This is a genomic window from Pedobacter sp. UBA5917, from assembly GCF_002432345.1.
GTDB lineage: Bacteria > Bacteroidota > Bacteroidia > Sphingobacteriales > Sphingobacteriaceae > Pedobacter.
The window spans coordinates 1-20,484 of record NZ_DJDT01000193.1 but is presented as its reverse complement, the minus strand read 5'-3'; the positions used below and the strand labels follow the sequence as shown (position 1 = coordinate 20,484).

At 39.0% G+C, this 20,484-nt stretch carries 18 protein-coding genes; 8 read left to right on the top strand and 10 right to left on the bottom strand.

Features of this window, described 5'->3' with window-relative positions; all coding sequences use genetic code 11:
- The first annotated feature begins 105 nt into the window (after window positions 1-105).
- Both B2V92_RS12760 and B2V92_RS12755 read left to right on the top strand, forming a co-directional pair.
- A complete protein-coding gene (locus tag B2V92_RS12760) occupies window positions 106-2,016 on the top strand; it encodes an AAA domain-containing protein (RefSeq protein WP_293308567.1) in 1,911 nt (636 codons plus the stop codon).
- A gap of 171 nt (window positions 2,017-2,187) precedes the next feature.
- On the top strand, window positions 2,188-2,565 hold the full coding sequence (locus B2V92_RS12755; protein WP_293308565.1) for a response regulator: 378 nt from the start codon (window positions 2,188-2,190) through the stop codon (window positions 2,563-2,565).
- Window positions 2,566-2,718: 153 nt separating this feature from the next.
- Here the strand turns inward: B2V92_RS12755 and topB are convergent, their stop codons facing one another.
- Window positions 2,719-4,572 carry a DNA topoisomerase III gene (gene topB / locus B2V92_RS12750; RefSeq protein ID WP_293308563.1) on the bottom strand — a complete coding sequence of 618 codons (1,854 nt, stop codon included), beginning with the start codon at window positions 4,570-4,572 and terminating at the stop codon, window positions 2,719-2,721.
- 166 nt (window positions 4,573-4,738) lie between these two features.
- Here topB and B2V92_RS12745 point away from each other — a divergent pair, with 166 nt between their 5' ends.
- A complete protein-coding gene (locus B2V92_RS12745) occupies window positions 4,739-5,218 on the top strand; it encodes a hypothetical protein (RefSeq protein WP_293308560.1) in 480 nt (159 codons plus the stop codon).
- Here the strand turns inward: B2V92_RS12745 and B2V92_RS12740 are convergent.
- Complete coding sequence (locus B2V92_RS12740; protein WP_293308557.1) at window positions 5,215-6,000, bottom strand: murein L,D-transpeptidase catalytic domain family protein; 786 nt, start codon at window positions 5,998-6,000, stop codon at window positions 5,215-5,217. The two genes, B2V92_RS12745 and B2V92_RS12740, sit on opposite strands and share 4 nt — an antisense overlap.
- Window positions 6,001-6,197: 197 nt before the next feature.
- Here B2V92_RS12740 and B2V92_RS12735 point away from each other — a divergent pair, with 197 nt between their 5' ends.
- Entirely contained in the window at window positions 6,198-6,320 is a 123-nt protein-coding gene (locus B2V92_RS12735) for a hypothetical protein (RefSeq protein WP_255497442.1), read from the top strand.
- Window positions 6,321-6,836: 516 nt separating this feature from the next.
- On the opposite strand, the gene B2V92_RS12730 is transcribed toward B2V92_RS12735, so the two are convergent.
- Together B2V92_RS12730 and B2V92_RS12725 are read right to left on the bottom strand one after the other, a co-directional pair.
- Window positions 6,837-8,738, bottom strand: a complete 1,902-nt coding sequence (locus tag B2V92_RS12730) for a DUF3857 domain-containing protein (RefSeq protein ID WP_293308551.1) — start codon at window positions 8,736-8,738, stop codon at window positions 6,837-6,839.
- Between the two features lies 1 nt (window position 8,739).
- Entirely contained in the window at window positions 8,740-10,713 is a 1,974-nt protein-coding gene (locus tag B2V92_RS12725) for a DUF3857 domain-containing protein (protein ID WP_293308549.1), read from the bottom strand.
- A 184-nt stretch (window positions 10,714-10,897) separates the two neighbouring features.
- On the opposite strand from B2V92_RS12725, the gene B2V92_RS12720 reads away from it, so the two are divergent.
- Together B2V92_RS12720 and B2V92_RS12715 are read left to right on the top strand one after the other, a co-directional pair.
- On the top strand, window positions 10,898-11,851 hold the full coding sequence (locus B2V92_RS12720) for a 3'-5' exonuclease (RefSeq protein WP_293308547.1): 954 nt from the start codon (window positions 10,898-10,900) through the stop codon (window positions 11,849-11,851).
- Between the two features lie 182 nt (window positions 11,852-12,033).
- Window positions 12,034-13,893 carry a M1 family metallopeptidase gene (locus B2V92_RS12715; RefSeq protein WP_293308545.1) on the top strand — a complete coding sequence of 620 codons (1,860 nt, stop codon included), beginning with the start codon at window positions 12,034-12,036 and terminating at the stop codon, window positions 13,891-13,893.
- Between the two features lie 155 nt (window positions 13,894-14,048).
- Here the strand turns inward: B2V92_RS12715 and B2V92_RS12710 are convergent, their stop codons facing one another.
- The 3 genes from B2V92_RS12710 to queG are packed head-to-tail and all read right to left on the bottom strand — an operon-like array spanning window position 14,049 to window position 15,599.
- Complete coding sequence (locus B2V92_RS12710) at window positions 14,049-14,423, bottom strand: type II toxin-antitoxin system VapC family toxin (protein ID WP_293308542.1); 375 nt, start codon at window positions 14,421-14,423, stop codon at window positions 14,049-14,051.
- Window positions 14,424-14,432: 9 nt separating this feature from the next.
- Complete coding sequence (locus tag B2V92_RS12705; protein ID WP_293308540.1) at window positions 14,433-14,636, bottom strand: type II toxin-antitoxin system VapB family antitoxin; 204 nt, start codon at window positions 14,634-14,636, stop codon at window positions 14,433-14,435.
- A 27-nt stretch (window positions 14,637-14,663) separates the two neighbouring features.
- On the bottom strand, window positions 14,664-15,599 hold the full coding sequence (gene queG, locus B2V92_RS12700) for a tRNA epoxyqueuosine(34) reductase QueG (protein ID WP_293308537.1): 936 nt from the start codon (window positions 15,597-15,599) through the stop codon (window positions 14,664-14,666).
- A 134-nt stretch (window positions 15,600-15,733) separates the two neighbouring features.
- On the opposite strand from queG, the gene B2V92_RS12695 reads away from it, so the two are divergent.
- Window positions 15,734-15,940 (top strand): hypothetical protein, encoded by a 207-nt coding sequence (locus B2V92_RS12695; protein WP_293308534.1) that lies wholly within the window; start codon window positions 15,734-15,736, stop codon window positions 15,938-15,940.
- A gap of 58 nt (window positions 15,941-15,998) precedes the next feature.
- On the opposite strand, the gene B2V92_RS12690 is transcribed toward B2V92_RS12695, so the two are convergent.
- A complete protein-coding gene (locus B2V92_RS12690; RefSeq protein WP_293308532.1) occupies window positions 15,999-17,507 on the bottom strand; it encodes a bifunctional GNAT family N-acetyltransferase/carbon-nitrogen hydrolase family protein in 1,509 nt (502 codons plus the stop codon).
- Between the two features lie 133 nt (window positions 17,508-17,640).
- On the opposite strand from B2V92_RS12690, the gene B2V92_RS12685 reads away from it, so the two are divergent.
- On the top strand, window positions 17,641-18,003 hold the full coding sequence (locus tag B2V92_RS12685; protein WP_349681431.1) for a GxxExxY protein: 363 nt from the start codon (window positions 17,641-17,643) through the stop codon (window positions 18,001-18,003).
- Between the two features lie 386 nt (window positions 18,004-18,389).
- On the opposite strand, the gene ruvB is transcribed toward B2V92_RS12685, so the two are convergent.
- Entirely contained in the window at window positions 18,390-19,412 is a 1,023-nt protein-coding gene (gene ruvB / locus B2V92_RS12680) for a Holliday junction branch migration DNA helicase RuvB (protein WP_293308529.1), read from the bottom strand.
- A 31-nt stretch (window positions 19,413-19,443) separates the two neighbouring features.
- Window positions 19,444-20,337, bottom strand: a complete 894-nt coding sequence (locus tag B2V92_RS12675) for a 3-hydroxyacyl-CoA dehydrogenase family protein (RefSeq protein WP_293308526.1) — start codon at window positions 20,335-20,337, stop codon at window positions 19,444-19,446.
- Window positions 20,338-20,484 lie beyond the last annotated feature (147 nt).

Genomic DNA, 20,484 nt, shown 5'->3' with positions numbered 1-20,484 from the left:
GATTCAGTTAACCGATTAACCAGTTTAAACAATTAACCCAGAAAGCAATTAAACAATCCAGCTATACAGCAATTAACCAATTTATACAATTAACCCATTCCAACCTTGCCAAAAGAATATTTTAAAAAACTTCAGGATCTGCTCAATACCGAGCGCGATGAAGATTTACAGTCTTATCTAAAACTTACCGAAAATACTTCTGCGGCCGATAGGAGGGCTTTGGGCTTAACCTGGTATCCGATTGCCATCAGAAATACGGAAATTGGCCGTGGCGATTATTTAACAGTAGAACTGGAAAGAACCACACATCAGGATTTTTCTCACCAGTTCCGTTTTGGATCGGCGGTTGTGCTTTTTTCCAATCATGATGCGAAAGAGGATCGCGTAGAAGGGATTATCACACACCAGAGCGGTAGCCGGATGAAAATCAGCTTCCGTATTGATGAACTGCCCGATTGGACCCGTGACGGAAAATTAGGAGTAGACCTGCTTTTTGATAACAACAGCTACGATGAAATGCAGAATGCGCTTAAACAGGCCACGAATTTAGCTGAAAACGAATCGGAAAATAAGTTGATCCGCATTTTAACCAAAGGCGAAAAACCTTCGTTCCGTGGTGAAGAAAAGTTTATTATCCCAAATACGCTAAATGATTCGCAACAGCTGGCCGTTAATAAAATTATCTCTGCTGATCATTTGGCCATTGTGCACGGTCCGCCTGGAACAGGGAAAACCACTACGCTTGTACACGCCATTAAATCGCTGGTAAAACACAATGATCAGAAAATACTTGTGGTGGCGCCAAGTAATACCGCTGTTGATTTACTGACCGAAAAGTTGGCTGCTGAAGGTTTAAAGGTAATCCGTGTAGGTAATCCTGCAAGGGTTTCGGAACGATTGCTTGCCGCTACACTCGATCATCAAATGGCCGGTCATCCCGAAATGAAAACCATTAAAGCGTTAAAAAAACAGGCCAGCGAGTATAAAAATATGGCCCATAAATATAAACGTAGTTTTGGAAAGGCTGAACGTGAACAGCGTAAAGCTCTTTTTGATGAAGCACATAAAATTGGAAGAGAAGTAGAAAAAACCGAGCAGTACATTATGGATAGTCTCTTCACCAAAGCGCAGATTATTACGGCTACTTTGGTAGGAGCAAACCATTACACTGTACGCAACTTAAAATACAATACAATCGTGATCGACGAAGCCGGTCAGGCATTGGAACCGGCCTGTTGGATCCCGATCTTAAAAGCGCAAAAAGTGGTATTGGCAGGCGATCATTTTCAGCTTTCGCCAACCATAAAATCAAATGAGGCAGCCAGAAATGGTTTAAGTAATACTTTACTCGAGAAAACAGTAAGTCTTCATCCCGAATCTGTTGTGCTTTTAAACGAACAATACAGGATGAATAAGGATATTATGGGTTATTCGAGCAAAGTGTTTTATAATAACGAACTTAAAGCGCATCACTCCGTTGCCGATAAGTTATTGTTTAACGATGACGAACCGATCCAGTTTATTGATACCGCTGGTTGCAGTTATGACGAAAAGTTGGATGGAACAAGTACAACCAATCCGGATGAAGCCGTATTTCTTGTAAAACATTTAACCCATTTAGCAGATCATTTAATGGAGAGATCTGCTGTTGATTTTCCATCAATTGCCATCGTTTCGCCTTATAAACAACAGGTACAGATTTTAAATGAACTGGTTAAGGAAAATGACGTTTTAAAACCTTATCTCGAGAAAATTTCGGTAAATACTATTGATAGTTTCCAGGGGCAGGAGCGGGATGTGGTTTATATCAGTTTAACCCGGAGCAATGCAGAAGGAAGTATCGGCTTTTTATCGGATACGAGAAGGATGAATGTAGCCATGACAAGAGCCAGGAAGAAATTAGTGGTTGTTGGCGATAGCTCCACACTTTCGAAATCCAAATTTTATGCAGAATTTATCCAGTACGCAGAGCAATTGGGTGCTTACCACAGTGCCTGGGAGTTTATGGATCTATAGTCATAAACCTGTTACCTGTTGGGTATTGAAAAAATTAAATAAATTTATTATTTTTACTAAAATCATCCCTTATCTAGTTGAAATTCTTGCTGTTTATTAAATAAGAGTGCAATTCTCTGATAGTATATGTATGTCAACAAATATGGATTTACAGATTAATTAACCATCTAAATGACTGAAACGATCAAAATTCTTATTGCGGATGATAATGAGTTGATGCGGCTTTTAATGAAAAGGTTATTTAGCAAATGCCTTGTATCTCCAAATATTTCTGAAACAAAGGATTTACCTGATACAATCAATTATCTTAAAGAAGAAATAATCGATTTTTTACTTTTGGATATCAATATGCCACAAGGGGATAGTGATCCAGACACCATAAGGGAAATTTTGGCTATTCAGCCCGACATCAAAATCTGCATGTTCAGCGGCAATGATAAAGCGGTGTTAGAGCAGAGCTTTTTAGAAGCAGGGGCAGTTGGTTTTATCCAGAAAGATGAAAACATGGGCGATTCACTTCAGAAAGTGATTAAAAGTGTTTTTAATTAAGTCCCGGGTGCCGTCATTATTAAAGAAAGAGGAGTTAATGCCTACATGCTCAAAAAACACCGTCATTTCGAGCGGAGTGCAACGCAGTCGAGAAATCTGACTCGGGATAGATCTCTCCATTCCACTGCGTTTCAGTCGAGATGACGACTATTTTTAAGCCTTCTCAAGCTTCTTTTCCTCTTCCAACTTACCTGAAATAGTAGCACCGGCAATCAGTAGTTCGTGCGTAATGGTTTTGGTGTATTCGGTTATTTCTGATTTAAAATCCTTTACTGAAGATCCCGAACGAATTTCTTCCAAACGTTTCTCCCATTGCCCTGTAAGTTCGGCCTGCGCAATCTGTTTATCTTTCACAACTTCATAAACGGCTAAACCTTTGTTGGTTGGTACCAGGTTTCTCTTCTCACGGGTAATATATTCCCGCACTATTAGGGTTTCGATAATCGATGCTCGTGTTGCAGGGGTACCCAAACCACTGTCTTTCATTGCGTAACGCAACTCTTCATCTTCTATCTCTTTACCACATGTTTCGAGTGCTTTTAACAACGATGCTTCGTTATACATCGGTTTTGGTTTAGTCTGTTTTTCCAGAAGTGATTTTTCGGTAATCGGCAACAGCTCACCAACAGCTACTTTGGGTAAAGCGGCATTATCTTCGTCTTTTTTATCGTCTTCGGGATCGTTAAACACCGATCTCCAACCTGCAGAGCGGATTACCGTTCCATTGGCCACAAAGGTAACGCCCGATTGTATCGTGATTTTGGTAAGTTCTTTTAAGCATTCCTGGTGAAAAGCCTCGATCATTCTTCCTACAACCATATCATACACGGCCTGTTTATCGGCGCTTAAGCCATAAGCCTGCTCGCCGGTGGGTAAAACCGCATGGTGATCGGTTACTTTCTTTGCGTTTACACTTCGTTTATTTAATGTAATGGTCTGTAAAAACTGCGCCTGTTTTCCGAAATCCGGATGATCTGTAAATTTTGCGATCAGATCCGGAACACCTGCAAAAACATCATCGCCAATATACCTTGATCCGGTACGCGGATAGGAAACCAGCTTACTTTCGTAAAGGTTCTGCAAAATATTGAGTGTCTGATCGGCCGTATAGCCTTTTTTCTTATTGGCTTCCTGTTGTAAACTACTTAAATCGTGTAACAGTGGTGGCGGTTCTTTTCGGGGTTTAGCCTCTACCGCAGTAATATTTCCACCGGTTGGAAAACCTGAGGCAATATCCTCTACCAGTGCAAATAATTTTTCTACCTCTTCTTTTTCCTTATAATTGGAAGTAGATATCGCTTTGAAAACCTGCTCATCTTTCGTCAGTAAAATGCTGATCTGATAATAAGTTTGGGGCACAAAGTTTTTAATCTCCAAAAAACGTGCACAGATCATCGCCAGCGTAGGTGTTTGTACCCTGCCAAGCGAAAGCACGGTTCTGTTTCCAGCAGAAATACTTAAAGCCTGTGTGGCGTTCATACCCACCAGCCAATCAGATTCAGACCGGCAGTGCGCCGAATTGAACAGGGTATCGTAATCTGTTCCGGGTTTTAGGTTTCTGAATCCATCTTTTATGGCTTCATCTGTTTGAGAAGATATCCAGAGTCGTTTAAAAGGTTTTTTACACTTCAGATAATAATAAATGTACCTGAAAATCAATTCACCCTCACGCCCGGCATCCGTTGCCACAATAATCTCTGTGGCCTCATCGAAAAGTTTCTTAATGGTATCGAGCTGTTTCCTAACGGCAGGATCTTCTACAAAGCCATCTTTGGTTTTAATCTTCCGTACAGCGAGTTTGAATTTTTGCGGAAGCATCGGTAAATGTTGTTTCCGCCAGCCGATAAAACCATAATCCTGTGGAGGTGCCAATTGTAATAAATGCCCGAATGCCCAGGTAAAAGAGTATCCTTTACCTTCAATGTATCCATCTTTTCTGGTGGTTGCTCCGAAAACTTTGGCAAGCTCGCGACCAACAGAAGGCTTTTCTGCAATTACAATCTTCATTAATGGGCTTATCTTTTCAACCCCAAAGATGCTTAAAATAATGGCAATAGCTTAAAAAAATTACTCACAATGCCATTTTAAGCGTCGCTGGAAAAACAATTATGCCATAACTTTGTCCATCATCTGTACCGATTTTTTTTATATCAAATTGATTAACAAATCGGTAATGCCGCAATCTAAAAGCTACAATTGTATTTTATTAATGGAGAAAATTTATGATCTGCTTGGGAATAAGATAAAAGTGGCACTCGAACCACAGCTTATCCGTGTGTATAGTAATGCCGCACTCTGGCAATATCTTGATGGCAAAGCGGATAGCCGTTTCCAGCTATTGGTAAAAACGATAAAATCTGATTATAATCTAGCGTTTGGCAAACCATTGGCAATAAGTGATAATTCGCTTATTGTCGAAATTTTAGTTCATGTATACTGCGATTACCTTGGTTTGTCCTTTAATCGGCTCGTAAGGATAAAATGGATCCAGAACCTGGTTAAAAAACTACTTAAAAGAGCCGAAGTGGTTGATTGCGGAGAGAAAAGTGTAGATAGTAACCGTTGGGTATGGGATTTACTGGCCGGTAGCAAATCCCTGTTTATCCGTATGCTTCCAAAAAATATGAATGCAAAAAATATTAAAAAACATTAATCCATCTGTGCCGCCAAAACCTGTTCCTGGTTTAAAACTACGCTTGCAGCCAATGTTTCATTTAAAAAAGTAGAATTATATTGCTGATCTGAATTGTTGATGAACAGTACCGTACGGTCTGAAATGGTATTGATTACTTTATCGGCCAGTTTAGCAGGAACGGCGGGGCAACCCTGACTCCGGCCCAAACGGCCCAATTGATCGATGCTTTGCTGGCTTACGTAGTTAGCGGCGTGTACAACGATCGATCTTTCCCTCGCGTTGCTGTTAAAACCTTCGTCCATGCCATCTAATTTAAGCGAACGACCATGTTTGCCGTAATAAATTTCGCCTGTTAAATAGAATCCCAAACTGCTCTGATTCGAATTGATATTATTGGAAAATGCAGAGGGTTTATCGCCACCACTATTCTGCCCATGGGCCACCCAGGTATTCATAAGAAGTTTTTTAGTAGCTAGATCGATAATGTAAAGGCGTTTTTTACAGCTTTCCTGATCGAAATCGGCAATGGTTAAGATTGATTTTGCATGTAGCAGTCCTGAATATTTCATATTGTAATACCCGGTTAATGCTTTTTCGAAAACCTGTTCGCTTAAACCAGCTGAATCTAAATGAACCTGATGATAAATGTTGAGGATGTATTGATTGTAAATACTATCTGCAGCAATGGTTTTTACTGCCTCTTGTTGAGTTTTTGGACGCTCCACGGCTTTCCAACTTGTTCCGACAATGCTCATACCCACTAAAAAAATCGCAGCAATGCCCAGGATGTGTTTCTTCATTCAGTATAATTTGGTTGACTATGAACTACTTATACGGTGGTTTTGCATAAATGTTGTGCAGGGCTTATTTGTAGTATTGGAAATACAGCTGGTTTTACATTCGTGTGACTTAACTAGTTTTCGTCAGCTTAAAGCTGATCGCGTTAATCAAAATAAATATTAATCTATTTCGCTACTTTTGCCACAAAGAACAAAAAATGCCAAACGAAGAAAACGATTACTCTTTCTGGACGAAGTATAAGAAATTTGCCTCCACAGAAATTTTAATGTACCTGATCATGATTATCGGTATTGGATTGGGGATTATTTTTTTAAGTTAGGCGCTTTTGGTTCCCGCAGATTTCGCGGAAAAGAAACGCAGATTGATTTTTCATTGATTGAGCAGAGGGACTTATTGAAAGGTTGTTTCGGCATCATGCCAACCAATGACAAATGAACTAGTGAACTTTTTTAGCCACGGATTCACGGATTAACACAGAATATTTATTTTATTATACTAAAGAAGAGTGTATGGCTATGTTGCCCGCAGATTTCGCTGATTCCGCAGAAAAGAAACGCAGATTGATTTTTCATTGATTGAGCAGAGGGACCTTTTGAAAGGTTGTTTCGGCATGATGCGAACCAATGAACCAATGGCAAATGAACCAGTGAATTTTTTTAGCCACGGATTCACGGATTAACACAGAATATTTATTTTATTATACTAAAGAAGAGTGTACGGCTATGTTGCCCGCAGATTTCGCTGATTCCGCAGAAAAGAAACGCAGATTGATTTTTCATTGATTGGGCAGAGGGACCTTTTGAAAGGCTGTTTTGGCATCATGCTAACCAATAACCTATTTCTTCAAACTAAAGACCAGTTTTAAATAATCTGCAGCGTTTACATCATTAATAAACTTCGAAAATTCTACATATTGTTCTGCTGGGAAATTCCCGTCATTTAAGATAAACTTGCGGTAGTAGGTAAGTTTGTTCCCCTCTAAACTTGTTTTACAGGCGTACTCTCCAAAAGCACTTTTAAACGTTTTATTCTGTGCGATAAATAATTCTGGTATTACATTGTTGGGGAGGGTGTACACAATGGTATCTTCATCCGTATAACCCCTGTTGATGTACACCGGTAAAGTTCTGTTCCGTATCTCTGGTACCGATTTTTTAATATTAAACGCATTAAGCTGCAGAAACATTTTATTTCCGTTAATGGGAGCATAATTCCGCATATTAACTGTAATATCTTCCGTTAATTTTGGCGCGATATCCTTTTTCTGAGCAAAAGCAACTGTTTCAAAATCAATATTATCGATATTGTAGGTTTCTTTAAGCAGTTTGTGCTGCTCGGTAGTAGATTTTCCGATCAGTTCTTCCTGATTCTCATATTGGGCGCCTTCGTAAACCGTATTCATTTTACCTGTAATACTGCCATCGGCCTGAATGTTGAGGCTGGCCTTACGGATCTGCAGGTTTTCAGCAGTGGTCAATTTTGGGGTGTGCAATAATTTTCCGCCCTCAGGTGTACAGGCAAGCACCAAACGATCATCGGTAAAGTCGCTTAAAAACCCAAAAGGGATTTTTTGGCTTGTACATTCGAGCCAGGTAGTATCGCCTTTCAGGGGCATACATAAAATGATGTGGTTTCCCTGCACCATACTGGCGTATTTCGGATCCATGTTTTTTTTCTCCGAACCTGCTTCTACTACGCAATAAAGTGATTCGATATCTGCCGCACCCAGCAAACTCTGCATATAGTTTACCAAGGCTTTACAATCGCCATAACCCAATCGGTCTACTTCGCTGGCAGCAATGGGCTGAAAACCGCCGATTCCGATCTGCACACTGATATATCTTGTTTTGTCCTGTAGATACTGATAGATTTTTCGGGCTTTATCTTTATCCGTTTTTTCATTTTTTACCAGATCTTTAACCATCTGCACAGTTGCAGGTGATAATGTTCTGCGATCTTTCAATAAATCGTTATAAATCCATTTGCCGAGTTCCTGCCAATTGTTGTAATTCCCTTTATGGTTATAATAATAAAAATCCAATGGGGCAATCTGTATGCTGGTGGCATAGGTATTATGTGCCGGACTATAGGGCTCTGTTCTAACCGCTAGAATATTATTTACTTTCCAGATTGTTTTTTTCTGTTTTTCGTCTGTTATTACTTCCGGTGTTCCGTTATAGTTCTGGGTTTTTATCCTTACCTGGTCGGTAGGCTTAGAAATAAAGCTGTAACTGCTTTTTTCTACCGAAACATCATCGGCCGGTTTTGGTGTCCAATCGGGTATAATGAGGTTCTGTTTATTCCTGATCTCGTAATTGTAAACGATAGTGTAGGGATATTGGTTTACCGAAGGAAGATAATGTTTGAGGCGGCTATCTACAAAAAGTGAAAAGCCATCGGCAGCACTCATATCCGCAAAATCGCTTTGCGAAAACTTATTGGTGAGTTTGCCTACACTATTGTAAACTTCGCCCTTAATACTTTTTATTGAAATGTTCTTGTCGTAAAAAAGTACTAAACGCGCTTCGTCTTCTCCATTCTGATTAAATACAGTAATGGCCTTTTTTACGCTGAGCATTACATTATCAGGCGCGCGCATATCAATCACGATTTCCTCATTGCGGATACATGCATTTGCACGGTTACGGAGGTTGGAAGGGATTAGATCAACATCGTAATTATCCTGGGCAAAAGCACTTACAGAGATAAAAAACAAAAATATTAACAGCGATCTCATTTTAGTTTACCTTTTTTAATAAAAATTCTGTTTTCTGGTTCTGGATAATCTTACTGTAGAATTCTTTTAGGTAAAGGTATTCATCTGGTTGATATATAGCATTGTTAAACTGTAAAATCTGGTTCATCGCAAGTGTGCCGTCCTGTAAATTGGTCTGTAATAAGTACTTTCCGCCGGCGTTTGGTAATCCGATCGCCATATCTTTCGGTTTCTCCAATAATTCGTATTTTTCGGGCAGGGTTACATTAATAATGATGCGCTCATCAGATGCTGCACCTAAATCAACAGGGTAGGTGCGATCGTTTAAGTTAAACGGGTTTTTCGAAATCGGATTGATAAAAAACGGACTAAGGTAAAACTGTTTATTGTTCGACCCATCGTTAACGGTAAATTCTATTTCGTATTTTTCTGTTAGTATATTTTCAACGCTATCGAGATTAGAAATGCTGTGTTCCAATATCTTTATCCTGGTTAAGCGTTCATCCAATTTTTCTACATACTCATCGGGTGAGCTGTATTTCAGTATTTCTTTTCTCTTTGCATAAGCCGCATACCCCATTGTATGTGTAGTTAGTGTACCTAAAATTTTTCCATCGGCAGTCATTTTCCCACTAAGAATATAACTGGTAATGGTTTTCTGGCTCGCTTTTAAATCAATCCAGTAAGAAGGCTTTTTAAGGTTAATTACCCTGCCCTGATCGTTAATGCAGCGTAATGGCAATAATGCGAAAGGCAGTAAGGGCTCGGTGGCGTCCAAAAGGTAGGTTTTATCTCCAATATTTACTTTGGCTACCAGGTAATTAAAATCGCTCATTACCGGATAAAGTTTATTCACGGTACCATTATCACGTGTAGATAATAATACAGCTTCGGCATCCAGGCTGGCGGCCGAAAGTGCAGCAATCAAACTCAGGTTAACATCGGCAACATTCCCCGTGCGGTTATCGAGTGCCCTTTTAATATTGTCTTCTGAATATATCCCATAATAATTATTCCATTTAATCTGTTTTTTGATGTAGTTATAAATGGCCTTAGCTTTTTCGAGATCATCGGTACTTCCTTTGGTAATGGTAGGGATAAGGTCTTTAAAAACATCCTTCTTTTTCATCTGGTCGCCCAGGGTTTTATAGTTCGATAACTCGTAATCTATATCCTTCCATGTTTTGGTATAAGATGTTTTCCCCCCATTCAAATTCTGTACATCCGAAAGCTCGAAATAAATGGCTGATTTAAAATTGCTTGGCGCCGTCATGTTATCTTCCTCTATAAATGCAGGAATATTTTTCATGAGGTATTTAATCTTCGAGCAATCTATCTGTGTTCCCGAAAGCCTAAGGCACTCTTTGCTAAGTTCTACTTTCTGATCGGTTAACTTCTGAAAGCCGCGCAGCGAAACGTTGTAGTTATAAATACCAGGAATGTAAACCAGGTATTCGCTTGATACCTTAGGGATATCGGACTGAAACTCCCAGGTTTTAAAATTAAACAGATTTGGTGATCTTAACACATAACTATATTCGATCACCGAACCTTCTTTTAAATTGGGCAGCGTAAATTTTGTTAAGCGGGTATATTTTGATCTATCCTCGGTAAAAACAGCTTTTTTATCCATTACCGTTTCCACAAAGTTGTTATCGATGTAGTTAAATGTGGAGGCTTTTAATTCGCTGATGGTTTCCTCGCGGCTATTATCCTTATAGGTAGGGATGATAATATTGGCTTCTTTAAAGCCTTCTTTGTTGTAAATTTTGATTTTGACATGGTGTTCGAAAACCAGGATCAGCGAATGTGTATTATCATCCAGCTGTACCGAAGCTGTTCCAAACTCTTTTAAAACAATTGCATTGGCATTGCTATCGAGTGTTTTTCTGTCGAACTCATAATCGTCGTGTGTAATGGCGCCGTAATTAAAATTCTGGGCTCCAGCAGTAAAAGATAGTAGTATGAAAAATAAAAAGGCAGGTATTTTGTTCATTTGAGCGTATATAAATTGGTGCAATTTAACGGTAGAAAGTAACATTCAGAAATAATTTGACAATTAAATTTATAAATTAATAAAGTGGTTTTAGGGAACTAATGAAACCTTTTTAGCACTTTTGGAAAAAAGAATTTGACATTCCGATTCAAATCTAAATGTCGCTAATCTCACATCTTAAGAAATGAAATTAAATTTAAAGCGTCCGTTGGCATTTTTTGATCTCGAAGCCACCGGAATAAATGTTGGAGCTGATAGAATTGTAGAAATCGCGATTTTAAAAGCCATGCCGGATGGTTCTGAAGTAGTTAAAACCTGGCGTGTAAATCCCGAAATGCCCATTCCTTTGCAAACTTCTTTAATACATGGTATTTATGATGAGGATATTGCAAATGAGCCGACTTTTAAAACATTAGCTACTGAAATTGCCGAATTTATTGGCGAAAGCGATCTGGCAGGATACAATTCGAACAAATTTGATATCCCAATGCTTTTAGAAGAATTTTTAAGGGCTGAGGTTGATTTCGATATGAGCGACCGTAAATTTGTTGATGTACAGAATATCTTCCACCAGATGGAGCAGCGTACTTTAAAAGCAGCCTATAAGTTTTATTGTCAGGAAGATCTGGTTAATGCACACGCTGCCGAAGCTGATGTAATTGCGACCTACAAAGTGTTACTTGGCCAGCTGGAGATGTACAAAGAAACCGAATTTGAAAGCAAACAGGGGGTAAAAAGTATTCCGGTTGTAAATGATGTAGATGCCCTGCATATTTTTACCAATATCAATAAACCGGTTGATTTTGCAGGTAGATTGGTGTATAACGATAATGATGAAGTATGTTTCAACTTTGGTAAACACAAGGGGAAAACAACACATCAGGTATTCTCTGTGGAACCCAGCTATTATGCCTGGATGAAACAGGGCGATTTTCCTTTGTACACGAAAAAGAAACTGGATGAGGAATGGGCAAAATTTAACGCAAAGAAAAACGAAAATAAAACCCCGCGACCTCAAAACCCTGCGCCGGCAAATAAACCGCCATTCCAGAAGAAACCACAGCCTAAACCTGAAAAACCTGCACAGCCCATCAATAACGATATGTTGGAGCAGTTGAAGATGAAGTTTGGGAAGTAATTGTTGGTTAAACTGGTTAATCGGTTAATTGTTGTTTCTATCGCTAGGTTTGAACATTATGATTTGATTAATGGTTTAGCCAGATTAATTGTTGTATTGCTTTATTGTTAAATTGGTCGTTTCTAAAAACTAAGTCAAACGCTAAGCGCACAGCGCCATGCGCTAAACCCTATGCCTGAAAAATGAAATCTATAAAAATACTTAGTCTTTTATTGTGTGGTGCGTTTTACGCAAATGCGCAAACAACTTTGCCGGTAGCACCCGAATTTCAGAAAACCTATCAGAAGGAAACCAGAAATGTAAACGGTAAGCCCGGTAAAAACTACTGGCAAAATACTTCGAAATACGATCTTAATGTAGATTTTAATCCCGAAAGCAGGTTGCTGAAAGGCAAAGTGCAGGTTATTTATACCAATAACAGTCGGGATACTTTACAAGAGATCTGGTTTAAGCTTTATCCAAATCTTTACAAAAAAGGAACACCGCGCAAAACAAAGTTTGCCGAATCTGACCTGGGTGAAGGTGTGGCTATTGAAAAACTGGCTGCCAATGGTAAACCGATCAGTGATTTTAAAATCGACGGTACCAACATGACGGTTAACGTTCCTGCGGTTTTACCCGGAAAAACTATAAGCTTTTCTATTGATTATAGTTATACTTTAAATAAAGGTTCGCACATGCGTACAGGTCAGGTAGATGAGGGCTCGCATTTTGTGGCTTATTTCTTTCCACGCATTGCTGTTTATGATGATGTAGATGGCTGGAATAAGTTTCCTTATACCGGTGCAGAAGAGTTTTATAACGATTTTGATCAATTTAATGCTTCGATTACCGTGCCAGGTGGTTATGGCGTTTGGGCAACGGGAGACCTTAAAAATCCTTCCGAAGTTTTTCAGAAAGATATTGTTTCGAGAATGTTATCTGCAGAGAAAAACGACGCTGTTATTGATGTGATTACCGATGAAGATCTGGCAGATAAAAAAGTAACGCAAGCAAATGCCTTCAATACCTTTAAGTTTGAGGCTAAAAACGTAACCGATTTTGTGTTTGCGCTGAGTGATCATTATTTGTGGAAATCGAGCAGTTTGGTGGTTGATCCAAAAACGAAAAGGAGAACTCGTGTAGATGCTGTTTTCAACCCAAAACATAAAGATTATTATGAAGTGATCGATTTTGCCCGCAAAACGGTTGAAGCCATGAGTTATACTTTTCCAAAATGGCCTTTTCCCTATAACCACGAAACGGTATTTGATGGTTTAGACCAGATGGAATACCCAATGATGGTGAACGATAATCCGGTGGATAACCGTACGGATGCCATTACTTTAACCGATCACGAGATTTTCCATACCATGTTTCCATTTTACATGGGGATAAACGAAACCAAATACGGATGGATGGACGAAGGTTGGGCAACGATAGGCGAATGGTTAATCTCTCCAATGATTGATCCGAGCATAGTTGATGAATATGGTGTACAACCTACAGCTTCTTCTTCTGGAGGAAAAGATGATACCCCAATTATGACTTTAACCCCTGATTTAAAAGGATCGGGTTCATTTACCAATTCTTATCCTAAACCGGGTTTAGCTTATCTGTTTGTTAAAGATTACCTTGGCGACGAACTGTTTACGAAAGCTTTACATACCTATATCAAAAACTGGAATGGCAAACACCCAATGCCTTACGATTTCTTTAACAGCATTAATGAAGGTAGCGGTAAAAATTTAAACTGGTTTTGGAAAGCATGGTTTTTTGAAGGTGGTGTTACCGATTTGGCGATCAGGGCAGTAGATAAAACAACAGGTGGTTACACTGTTACCATCGAAAATAAGAGTATTAAGCCTTTACCAATTGATTTAGCACTGACTTACGACGATGGTTCCGTAGAAAATAACCACAGCACCATCGGTGTTTGGGAAAAAGGCAACAAGGAGGTTAAAATTGAGATTAAAACCGGTAAGAAATTATCAAAAGTGGTAATGGGAAATCCACATACACCAGATAAAGTTAAAAGCGATAATAGTTTTTCAGTGAATTGATGAATTTAAATAGATTCTCTTAAAAAACCGTCATCTCGACCGGAATGCAATGGAGCGGAGAGATCTATCTTGTTAGATTTCTCCATTTCGCTGCGCTTCAGTCGAAATGACGATGTTATTTTACTCCAGCTAAAAACCTTTTCTTAACCCTCTAATTATTTGATGAGTTGTATTTTGTATGCTGGAAAATAATTATCGTTACTTATTATTTGAAGATTTTCAGTGATAGATTGTGAGATTATTAACCTATCAAACGGATCATTATGATGGTGTTCTAGTTTGGAGAGCTGTAGAATGTGATTTAAAGTTATTGGTAATATGTCAAGCCCACTTTTTTCAATGATACCGAATATTTCCTCTATTGTTGAATGTAGGTTTAGCCTTCCTAAAGCATATTTAATAGATAATTCCCAATAACTTGCTATACTCACAAAACATTTGTTGTTTGAATCTTCAATAAGAGCTTTTATTTTTTTTGAAAGTTTATTGTCATTAGTGATAAACCAGATTACAATATGTGTGTCAAGCAACAGATTCATTTAAATATAATCTTCAAAACCTTCGATGGGATCATTAAAATTATCTTTCACACTAATTAAGCCTTTCGCTAAACCTGCTTTTCTCTTTCCAGTTTTATCGGCTGATTGTTCCCTTGCCATTAAGGAATCAATATAATCTGATACCCTTTTTTTTAGTTCGATAGGTAAATCGGCAAGCTTGGTATATAATTGAATATCAGTCATAATATCAAATATAAAAAAGATTTGTCACTATTCAGGCTTCAAAAAATCGATATTTCTTTTCAGTCCGGCAAATTTGGTGCGTTTTACTGCCGATCCTTTAAAAACCTTTTTGAATACGTCATCGGTAATTTCAGTCAGATCTTTGGCACTTAAATCCAGTAAGCCACCCTCGGGCATAAAAGCACTTTCGTTATGCGCTTTAGAAAAACGATTCCATGGGCAAACATCCTGACAGATGTCGCAACCGAACATCCAGTTGCTCATTTTGTCTTTAAACTCCGTAGGAATTTCGTTTTTAAGTTCAATGGTGAGATACGAAATACACTTGGTTCCATCTACCACCTGCGGGGCAATAATGGCATCAGTTGGGCAGGCATCCAAACAGCGGGTACAACTGCCGCAATAATCAGCCTGATAGGGATGGTCATAATCAAGCTCCAGGTCAACAATCAGTTCTGCTAAAAAGAAAAAAGAACCATTCGTTTTACTGATCAGATTGGAGTTTTTACCGATCCAGCCGATTCCTGATTTTTTTGCCCAGGCGCGGTCTAAAACCGGTGCCGAATCTACAAAAGCCCTTCCCGAAACTTCTCCAATATTTTCTTCAATAAAGTAGATAAGTTCTTTCAGTTTATCTTTAATTACCGTGTGGTAATCCTGTCCGTAAGCATATTTGGAAATTTTTGGTGCATCCGGATCAGACTGCTTTTCGTCTGTATAGTAATTTAAGGATAAGGAAATCACTGATTTAGCGCCATCTACCAAAAGTCGCGGATCAAGACGTTTATCGAAGTAGTTTTCCATATACTTCATTTCGCCATGATGGTTTTTATTGAGCCAGTTTTCCAACCTCGGTGCTCCTTCTTCCAAAAATTCAGCTTTGGAAATGCCACAGGCCAAAAAGCCCAAACGTATGGCTTCATCCTTGATCAACTGGCTATATTTTGCAGAATTGTTGTACACCGATCTGCAAAGATAAGGCTTAGGATTTAAAACATTTTCAATAATCGCTTGTTCTAAATACAGAAACTAAATTAATTATGGTTCATTTCAATTTTGGAATGATCAGATAAGGAGGGCTTTTACAGCATAACATCATGGAAAACATAGATCCACAGCATACGGAAACAGGAGGAGCTCCGAAACCGATTGAAAAAGATTACGAAAGTCATAAAGAAGATCCCGGACCGGCAAAACCGGCCGTTACCGAAAAAGATGAACATGGAGGTGGTCAGGCATTAAAATGGGTGCTGCCTATTGCAGTAATTATTGGTCTGATTATCTGGTTTGTGATGAGAAAATAAAAAGTTCAATTCAAATAGAGATGCCGGTCATTAATATGTCCGGCATTTTTTATAGCTGTTATTTTAAGAGTTTAATCTGGTAAAGGTCTTTTCTACGGTCTTTAAGGATTTTTACCGTTCCGTAGTGATGAAGTTCGTCAAGTAGATGTAAATCAACATCTACCACTAAAACCATCTCCGTATTTGGCGTAGCCTCTGCTTTAATAGCATTGGTTGGAAAAGCAAAATCAGAAGGAGTAAAAACTGCAGACTGGGCAAATTGGATATCCATATTGTTCACCTTTGGTAAGTTACCCACACAGCCCGCAATAGCCACATAACATTCGTTTTCTATCGCGCGGGCCTGTGCGCAATGACGAACGCGGGTATATCCATTTTGTGTATCTGTTAAAAAAGGGACGAAAAGAATCTGCATACCCTGATCGGCATAAATACGGCTTAACTCCGGAAACTCTACATCGTAACAGATCAGAATGCCCACTTTGCCGCAATCGGTATCAAAAACCTGTACTTTATCACCACCGATCATCCCATAATATTTCTGCTCGTTAGGGGTAATGTGGATTTTTCTATATTCATCAATCTTTCCGGTGCGGTGACAAAGGTAGGTGGCATTGTAAAGTTTTCCATCCTCAATCAATGGCATGCTGCCGGTAATGATGTTTGTGTTGTAGCTTAAAGAGTATTCGTGCATTTTCTGGACAATCTCCTTCGTTTTTTCGGCAAGTTTACGCATGGCCTCAATCTCAGGCAAGTGGTTGTAGGGCTGGAGCAAAGGTGTGTTAAACAGCTCCGGAAACATCACAAAATCTGATTTGTAGCCACTCAGTGCATCCACAAAAAACTCTACCTGTTCGTAAAAAGCATCCATATTCGGGAATAAACGCATTTCCCATTGTACCAGACCTAAACGTATGGTCATGGCTGATCGGGCAGAAGCATCAACACCCTGATAATAAATGTTGTTCCACTCAATCAGCGTTGCGTATTCTTTTGATTCTTTATCCCCGGGCAGGTAGTTTTTTAATACTTTTCTAACGTGGAAATCATTGGAGATCTGAAAAGTAAGCGTAGGATCGTAAATTTCTTTCGATTTTACTTTATCAATATATTGTCTGGGGCTTAATTTCTCCGCGTACTCATGGTATCCGGGTATTCTGCCACCAGCGATAATGCTTTTAAGATTCAAACCTTCGCAAAGTTCTTTTCGCGCTTCGTACAATCTTCTTCCCAGGCGCAAACCACGGTAATCAGGGTGGACGAATATTTCAATGCCATAAAGCGTATCTCCATTTGGATCGTGGGTGGAGAAAGAATAATCGCCGGTAATCAGTTTATAAGTATGGCGATCACCGTATTCATCATATTCAACAATAATGGCTAAAGAACAGGCCACCACTTTATCATCAACCGCAATACATAACTGGCCTTCAGGAAAGATGTTTAAAAGTTTTGCAATACTTGATTTTGGCCAGATAGAGCCGCCCATACTATCATAGGCCTGAAGCATAGATTCTTTAAGATCTGCGTAATCCTCGAGCGTTAGTTTACGTAATTCAATATTCATAATGTTTGATTTCTACACTAATGAACAGAAAAACGATGCTAATGTTTTTTTTAGTGCCGGATTATTGATGTGAAAAAAAACGAATCACACTTTTTAGGAATAATTTTATAAATTTAATTATGACTGAAACGAGATATCTTATATTATTAGAGGAGGTGTTTTTAGGGTATATAATACGCTTGGTCCTGGCTTGTTAGAATCTGCATATGAAGCAGCCTTGAGGTATCAAATTGAAAAAGCTGGACTGTTTGTTGAACGACAAGTGGCTTTACCTATGTATTATGAAGAAATATTGGTTGATGTTGGCTATAAACTTGATTTGTTGGTAGAGAAAAAAGTGATTGTTGAATTAAAATCGGTTGAGATGGTTTTAAATGTACATCATAAGCAGTTGATTACTTATTTAAAATTGTCTGGTTACAAGTTGGGGTTATTGGTTAATTTTAACACGGATAATATTGCAGAGAATATTTTTAGAAAGGCTTGTGGGTTGTAGCCTTAAGTTCATTCTTTTTCATCAATTTCAGCAAAAGATTGATCTATAAGTTAAAACCGATCAGTAAAGTTTAGGCATTTTCTTTCCCGCAGATTTCACAGAAAAGGCCGCAGATTTAAACAGATATGTATGATTTGTTAAAATGGTTAATGAAATCTGTGCTGATCTGCGTATTTTATCATTTTAGATCTGCGGGGAAACGAAAGAGTTGACGCGTAGCAGATTGGTAAAATACAAGTTTAGGCATTTTCTTTCCCGCAGATTTCGCAGAAAAGACCGCAGATTTAAAAAGGATCTTTTGGCCGTCTAAGAAAGATGTAACCAAATCTGTGCTGATCTGCGTATTTTATCATTTTAGATCTGCGGGAAATAATGAGAGAAGTCTCCTAAAACAACTTCCCGGTTTGCCCCGGATAATTCTTTTTCAAATGTTTATACGCGGCTTCGGTTACCTCGCGGCCCCGTGAAGTACGCATAATATAACCTTCCTGGATCAAAAATGGTTCGTAAACCTCTTCAATCGTACCTTCATCTTCTCCAACAGCCGTGGCAATGGTTTTTAAACCAACCGGACCGCCTTTAAATTTATCGATAATGGTTACCAAAATCCGGTTATCCATTTCATCTAGTCCGTGTTCATCTACATTTAGTGCATCAAGCGCATAACGGGCAATTTCAGTATCAATATTTCCATTGCCTTTAATCTGCGCGAAATCCCTCGTTCTACGTAAAAGTGCATTGGCAATACGCGGTGTTCCTCGGCTACGGCGGGCAATTTCGTAAGCACCTTCATCACTGATAGGTGTTTTTAATATTTCTGATGAACGTAAAACAATCGTGGTTAAAAGTTTTGCATCGTAATAGGCCAAACGTGCATTGATTCCAAAACGCGCCCTTAGTGGAGCTGTTAGTAAGCCGGAACGCGTAGTTGCACCGACCAATGTAAAAGGATTAAGCGATATCTGCACGGAACGGGCGTTCGGACCAGTCTCCAGCATAATATCGATCTTGAAATCTTCCATAGCCGAATACAGGTATTCTTCTACCAGGGGCGATAAACGGTGGATTTCGTCGATAAAAAGAATGTCGCCTTCATCTAAACCGGTTAACAAACCTGCTAAATCGCCGGGTTTATCCAAAACAGGACCAGAGGTAACTTTAATACCGGTGGCCATCTCATTGGCTATGATGTGCGAAAGTGTGGTTTTACCCAATCCCGGAGGACCGTGCAAAAGCACATGATCTAAAGCCTCACCACGTAATTTTGCCGCCTGAACAAAAATTTTCAGGTTTTCCATCACTTTTTCCTGTCCCGTAAAATCTTCAAAAGCCTGTGGTCTCAACACCCTTTCAATATCGCGATCGGTAGGGGTTAAGTTGTTTGCTTCAGGATCCAGATGCTCATTCATACAGCAAATATAAAATTAAATGCTAAAAAAATTAGGATTTTTTAAATTTATCTGAAACTACGAGATCTTTAGAACCTGCGGTATATTTATAAAAACCTTCCCCGGTTTTAGCTCCTTTTTTACCTGCAGCAACCATATTTACCAATAAAGGGCATGGCGCATATTTTGGATTACCAAAACCATCATGTAATACTTTTAAGATGGCCAGGCAAACATCAAGTCCGATAAAATCAGCCAATTGTAATGGCCCCATCGGGTGGGCCATACCTAATTTCATTACGGTATCAATTTCGTAAACACCCGCAACACCTTCGTATAGGGTATAAATGGCTTCGTTAATCATTGGCATTAAGATACGATTGGCCACAAAACCCGGATAATCATTTACCTCTACCGGAACTTTCTCTAAGCTTTGAGATAAAGACATAATGGTTGCAGTAGTTTCATCGCTGGTTGCATAACCACGGATCACTTCTACCAGTTTCATTACCGGTACAGGGTTCATAAAGTGCATGCCGATCACTTTATCACCTCTATTGGTTACGGCAGCAATTTGCGTGATGGATATGGAGGATGTATTTGATGCTAAAATGGCATTTGCTGGAGCATGTTCATCCAGATCCTTAAATATCTTCAGTTTCAGGTCTACATTTTCCGTAGCGGCCTCAATAATTAAATCTGCATGCTGAACGCCTTCTTTAATGGATGTATAAGTGTTGATATTTAGGAGCGTAGCGTTTTTATGCTCTTCGGTTAAGGTGCCTTTGGCAACCTGCCGATCGAGGTTTTTACTGATCGTTTGTAAGGCTTTATCAAGGGCAGCCTGGTTAATATCGACCAAACTTACCTGATAATTGAATTGGGCAAAAACATGGGCAATTCCATTTCCCATTGTACCTGATCCTATAACTGCAATTTGCTTCATCTTTTAAGGGATTTAAGAAGCGAATTTAATTATTTGTAGCATAGTTATACTAATAACCTGAGTTCGATAATTAATATTTTTCAAAGGCCTTATCAAGATAATTTTAACCCATAGTCGTCACCCTGAATTTATTTCAGGGTCTGTCTA

Bases quoted from the DNA above. Each gene is read 5' to 3' on its own strand.
- B2V92_RS12725 (WP_293308549.1), bottom strand. From the start codon at position 10,713: ATGAACAAAATACCTGCCTTTTTATTTTTCATACTACTATCTTTTACT.
- B2V92_RS12695 (WP_293308534.1), top strand. From the start codon at position 15,734: ATGGAAAACATAGATCCACAGCATACGGAAACAGGAGGAGCTCCGAAA.
- B2V92_RS12745 (WP_293308560.1), top strand. From the start codon at position 4,739: ATGCCGCAATCTAAAAGCTACAATTGTATTTTATTAATGGAGAAAATT.
- B2V92_RS12740 (WP_293308557.1), bottom strand. From the start codon at position 6,000: ATGAAGAAACACATCCTGGGCATTGCTGCGATTTTTTTAGTGGGTATG.
- B2V92_RS12735 (WP_255497442.1), top strand. From the start codon at position 6,198: ATGCCAAACGAAGAAAACGATTACTCTTTCTGGACGAAGTATAAGAAA.
- B2V92_RS12675 (WP_293308526.1), bottom strand. From the start codon at position 20,337: ATGAAGCAAATTGCAGTTATAGGATCAGGTACAATGGGAAATGGAATT.
- B2V92_RS12730 (WP_293308551.1), bottom strand. From the start codon at position 8,738: ATGAGATCGCTGTTAATATTTTTGTTTTTTATCTCTGTAAGTGCTTTT.
- ruvB (WP_293308529.1), bottom strand. From the start codon at position 19,412: ATGAATGAGCATCTGGATCCTGAAGCAAACAACTTAACCCCTACCGAT.
- topB (WP_293308563.1), bottom strand. From the start codon at position 4,572: ATGAAGATTGTAATTGCAGAAAAGCCTTCTGTTGGTCGCGAGCTTGCC.
- B2V92_RS12720 (WP_293308547.1), top strand. From the start codon at position 10,898: ATGAAATTAAATTTAAAGCGTCCGTTGGCATTTTTTGATCTCGAAGCC.
- B2V92_RS12690 (WP_293308532.1), bottom strand. From the start codon at position 17,507: ATGAATATTGAATTACGTAAACTAACGCTCGAGGATTACGCAGATCTT.
- B2V92_RS12755 (WP_293308565.1), top strand. From the start codon at position 2,188: ATGACTGAAACGATCAAAATTCTTATTGCGGATGATAATGAGTTGATG.
- B2V92_RS12705 (WP_293308540.1), bottom strand. From the start codon at position 14,636: ATGACTGATATTCAATTATATACCAAGCTTGCCGATTTACCTATCGAA.
- B2V92_RS12715 (WP_293308545.1), top strand. From the start codon at position 12,034: ATGAAATCTATAAAAATACTTAGTCTTTTATTGTGTGGTGCGTTTTAC.